General features: G+C 71.2%; 6 protein-coding genes. 2 read left to right on the forward strand and 4 right to left on the reverse strand.

What is annotated here, in order from left to right; translation table 11 throughout:
• Positions 1-9: 9 nt before the first annotated feature.
• Together ACFTWP_RS23760 and ACFTWP_RS23765 are read left to right on the forward strand one after the other, a co-directional pair.
• Positions 10-189, forward strand: a complete 180-nt coding sequence (locus tag ACFTWP_RS23760; protein ID WP_380266704.1) for a hypothetical protein — start codon at positions 10-12, stop codon at positions 187-189.
• 116 nt (positions 190-305) lie between these two features.
• The gene (locus ACFTWP_RS23765; protein WP_380266705.1) at positions 306-911 is read left to right on the forward strand and encodes a DUF4240 domain-containing protein; all 606 of its coding nucleotides are present in this window, start codon (positions 306-308) and stop codon (positions 909-911) included.
• 251 nt (positions 912-1,162) lie between these two features.
• On the opposite strand, the gene ACFTWP_RS23770 is transcribed toward ACFTWP_RS23765, so the two are convergent.
• Genes ACFTWP_RS23770 through ACFTWP_RS23785 form a run of 4 tightly spaced genes read right to left on the reverse strand, consistent with a single transcriptional unit; the run spans position 1,163 to position 3,636 of the window.
• Entirely contained in the window at positions 1,163-1,363 is a 201-nt protein-coding gene (locus ACFTWP_RS23770) for a hypothetical protein (RefSeq protein ID WP_380266708.1), read from the reverse strand.
• A gap of 20 nt (positions 1,364-1,383) precedes the next feature.
• Complete coding sequence (locus ACFTWP_RS23775; RefSeq protein WP_380266709.1) at positions 1,384-2,133, reverse strand: SRPBCC domain-containing protein; 750 nt, start codon at positions 2,131-2,133, stop codon at positions 1,384-1,386.
• Between the two features lie 29 nt (positions 2,134-2,162).
• The gene (locus ACFTWP_RS23780; protein WP_380266710.1) at positions 2,163-3,410 is read right to left on the reverse strand and encodes a cytochrome P450; all 1,248 of its coding nucleotides are present in this window, start codon (positions 3,408-3,410) and stop codon (positions 2,163-2,165) included.
• Positions 3,411-3,420: 10 nt separating this feature from the next.
• Positions 3,421-3,636, reverse strand: a complete 216-nt coding sequence (locus tag ACFTWP_RS23785; RefSeq protein WP_380266711.1) for an MbtH family protein — start codon at positions 3,634-3,636, stop codon at positions 3,421-3,423.
• Positions 3,637-3,639 lie beyond the last annotated feature (3 nt).

Consider the following 3,639-nt stretch of genomic DNA (forward strand, 5'->3'; position numbering starts at 1 on the left):
CACCGGCGGATGGGTCTGCTCCCAGATCTTCTCACCGTCCAGGACCAGTGCCTGCTGGACGCCACCGACCACCTGGAGCTGGCCGACGACCCGATCGCACTGACGGACGTGCTGAACACACTCGACCCGGCCCACCCCCGGGACGTCACCTGCAAGGTGGTCCTGCCGCTGACCGGCCCGCTGCTCTAGCCGTCCCCTGTGCCGGCGGGTCCCGGAGAACCGATGAAGCTGCCATCGCCATCTGCCAAGTCGCCGCCGCGCGCTCGTTGGTGGCCTGTCAGCGCGGTCTGGCATAGTCCCCGGCCATGGAGACCGACGAGTTCTGGGCCGTCATCGAGACGGCGCGCGCGGCGACGGACAAGCCCTTCGACGAGGCGTTGACCGACGTCCTGGCCGAACTGCCGTTGGAGCGCATCCTCGACTACGACGAGCGCTTCCACGCGGTCCACGGATCCGTCTACCGCTGGGACGTGTGGGCAGCCTTCCACCTGATCGGCGGCTGGTTCTCCGACGACGGCTTCATCGACTTCCGTACGGGCCTCATCAGCCTCGGCCGGGAGTGGTTCGAGCGGGTGGCGGCCTCGCCGGACTCCCTCGCCGACCACCCGCTGGTCGGCAGTTCCGGCTCCGTCGACGACCTGGAGGAGGCCCTCCTCCAGGAGGATGCCAACTACGCGGCGCTGGGAGCCTACGACCGGGTCACCGGAGTCAAGGACAGCTACTACGACGCGCAGGAGGCCCGGGCGGCCTCCCGGCCGAAGTGCGAGGACGTCGAGCCCGACATGGGCGAGACGTGGGATTTCTCAGACGCCGGTGAGATGCGACGGCGGCTGCCCCGGCTCGCGGCGCTCTGCCTCGAAAAGGATGACGATGACGAGGAGGGCTATGACGGGGAGGGCCACGAGGACTGACGGCAGCCGCCTCGGCTTGTGGCGAGAGGTTCCCGAGGTCAGCAGGCCCCAGCCGACAGCACGAACCGCCCTGTGGCCTCGCTCTTCCCGAGCGGAGGCTGTACAGGACGTTCATCGCGCAGTGCTTCGCACCGTCCAGCCGCCGCTTCGGAGCCCTTCGTCCCGGGTGACAAGCCCGCAGGGGCGCCGATGCCGATGCCGTCCGGGCTCGCGGAAGCCCCCGGACGGCATCGGCCTCCGGCCGCAGTGGTCTACCAGCGGCTGCGCGCCGGTGCGGAGGCGAGCTTGGCGCTGAGCGCCGAGAGGAAGACTGGGAGCTTGTCCACCATGGTCCTGGGGACCGGGGTGCTCTGGACGGTGTCCCGCCTCACGTCCTGGACGAGGAGGGTGTAGTTGCCGTTCTCCTCGACGAGTTCGGCGGCGTAGAGCAGTGTTTCCACAGAGGTTTCCACAGAGGTTTCCATCGAAGGTCCTAGGCTTGGGTGTCGTTGAGCCAGGCGTTCCACGCCTTGGTGGCCCGCTCCTCGTCGGCGTCCTCGGCGAACAGGTGGTGACCCAGCCAGATCGGCACGTTCCAGGTGCTGCCGTTGAAGAACCGGTAGAGCGCGTCGGGGCCGCGCAGCCCGAGGAAGTCGGTGCTCAGCCAGTCGACGACCACCTCCTCCGGGCCGCTGTCCCGGCCCGGGACGCGGAGCGACAGCCGGTCGCCGACGGCCGCGCCCTCCGGAAGGCCGAGGCGGCGGCGCAGGGTGGCGAAGTCGGCCGGGTCGGCGGTGGGTTCGGGGCGCTGGGCCCTGACGTAGACGGCGGGGCGGCCGGCGAAGTGGCGCAGGTACTCGGCGAGGCCGTGCTGGTAGAGGTCGACGTGCTTCTCGGCCGCGTCCGACTTGGCGTCCCACCTCCAGGCGTCGTCGACGACGCCGGTGTGCACCCAGTGGATCCCCATCCGCAGACGGCTCGTGCCGCCGTCGGCCGGCTCGATCCGGTAGGTGAGCGTGTTGGAGAAGCCGCCGTCCTGCGTCGCGCGGACCGCGAAGTGCCGCGGCGGCTCCCAGGCCACGACGGTGGAGTCGCCCCGGGTGGCCTTTCCGCCGACGCGCGGCTCGACCTCCATGGGGTACAGCCAGCCGAGGTTGCCGGCGCCGGTGGCGACCGCGTCCCAGACCTGTTCGGGTGTGGCGGGCAGGTCCTGCTCCCGGCGGACCTCGAACTCTCGGGCCATGGGCGGTACTCCTTCGTCGTCGTTCGTGGTCAGTAGGTGATCGGGAGGGTGCTCAGCCGCCGCTGCAGGGGGTTGGGCCGCCAGTCCAGCACCGCCCCGTCGGCCAACCGCAGCTGTGGCAGCCGGCGGACCAGCGTGCCGACGGCCACCTCCGCCTGGAGCTTGGCCAGCGGTCCGCCCAGGCAGAAGTGCGGGCCGTTGCCGAAGCTCAGGTGCCGGTTGCCGGGGCGGGACAGGTCGAGCCGGTCGGGGTCCTCGAAGCGCTCGGGATCGCGGTTGGTCGCGCCGAGGAACAGGTACACCAGCTCGCCCTCGCGCAGCGTCCGCCCGCCGATCTCCAGATCCTCCGCGACGACCCGGACGATCGCCTGGGTCACCGTGTCGTAGCGGGCCAGCTCCTCGACGGCGCCGCGGATCAGCGCCGGGTCCGCACGCAGCCGGGCCAGTTGGTCGGGGTGCCGCAGCAGGGCCAGCACGCCGTTGCCGATCAGGTGGGTGGTGGTCTCGTCGCCGGCGGTGATCAGGACGAAGCAGGTGGACAGCAGTTCGGAGTCGGTGAGCCGGTCGTCCTGCGCCTGCGTCGCGACCAGGGCGCTGATCAGGTCGTCGCCGGGTTCGCGTCGGCGCTGCCGGATGAGCCCGGACAGGTACTCCTCGTACTGCCCGATCGCCTCCTCGGACTTGTCGATGTCCTCGCTGAGCCGGCCGAAGCGGTGGAACCAGGAGTTGACCTGCGGGAGGTCCTCGGCCGGGATGCCGAAGAGCTCGCAGACGACGGACATCGGCAGCGGGGAGGCGACCGCCTCGATCAGGTCCATGGTCGGCCCGGCCGCGACCGCCTCGTCGACGAGCCGGTCGACGATCCGCTGGATGCCGTCGCGCAACGCTTCGACCCGCCGGGCGGTGAAGGCCCGGTTGGCCAGTTTGCGCAGCCGGGCGTGGTCCGGCGGGTCGGTGTTGGACATCACCCGGCCGAGCCGGTCGGAGAGCCGGCTGAAGGCCTTCAGGTCACCGCCGAGCGCGACGTAGGCGCGGGTCATCCGGTCCCGGTCGTTGGACAGCCGCAGGTCGCCCAGGGCTGCCTCGACGTCGGCGTACCGGGTGAGGTACCAGATGCCCTGGTCACTGCGGTGGACGGGCTGCTCGCGCCTCATGCGGGCGTAGAAGGGGTACGGGTCCCGCCGCGCCTCGGGCGTCTGCAGTGCCGCGGCGAGGTCGTCGGGCCGGGCGGGGCCCGCGGCGTCGCGGGCCCCGTCCAGGGTGTCGGTGGAGGTCACGTCGGCCGTGCTACCGCTGGGCGTTCATGGCGTCGGCGAGGCTCTTGGGCCGCATGTCGGTCCAGGACTGCTCGACGTACTCCAGGCAGGCGGCCTGGGTGTCGGGGCCGTGGACGGCGGTCCAGCCGTCGGGGACGTCGGCGAACTGCGGCCACAGCGAGTGCTGGTTCTCGTCGTTGACGAGCACGAGGAAGGTGCCGTCCTGGTCGTCGAAGGGGTTGGTCATGGG

The organism is Kitasatospora sp. NPDC057015, from assembly GCF_042673745.1.
Lineage (GTDB): Bacteria > Actinomycetota > Actinomycetes > Streptomycetales > Streptomycetaceae > Kitasatospora.

Coding starts and splice junctions, on each gene's coding strand:
- ACFTWP_RS23760 (WP_380266704.1), top strand. CDS start 10: ATGGGTCTGCTCCCAGATCTTCTCACCGTCCAGGACCAGTGCCTGCTG.
- ACFTWP_RS23775 (WP_380266709.1), bottom strand. CDS start 2,133: ATGGCCCGAGAGTTCGAGGTCCGCCGGGAGCAGGACCTGCCCGCCACA.
- ACFTWP_RS23765 (WP_380266705.1), top strand. CDS start 306: ATGGAGACCGACGAGTTCTGGGCCGTCATCGAGACGGCGCGCGCGGCG.
- ACFTWP_RS23785 (WP_380266711.1), bottom strand. CDS start 3,636: ATGACCAACCCCTTCGACGACCAGGACGGCACCTTCCTCGTGCTCGTC.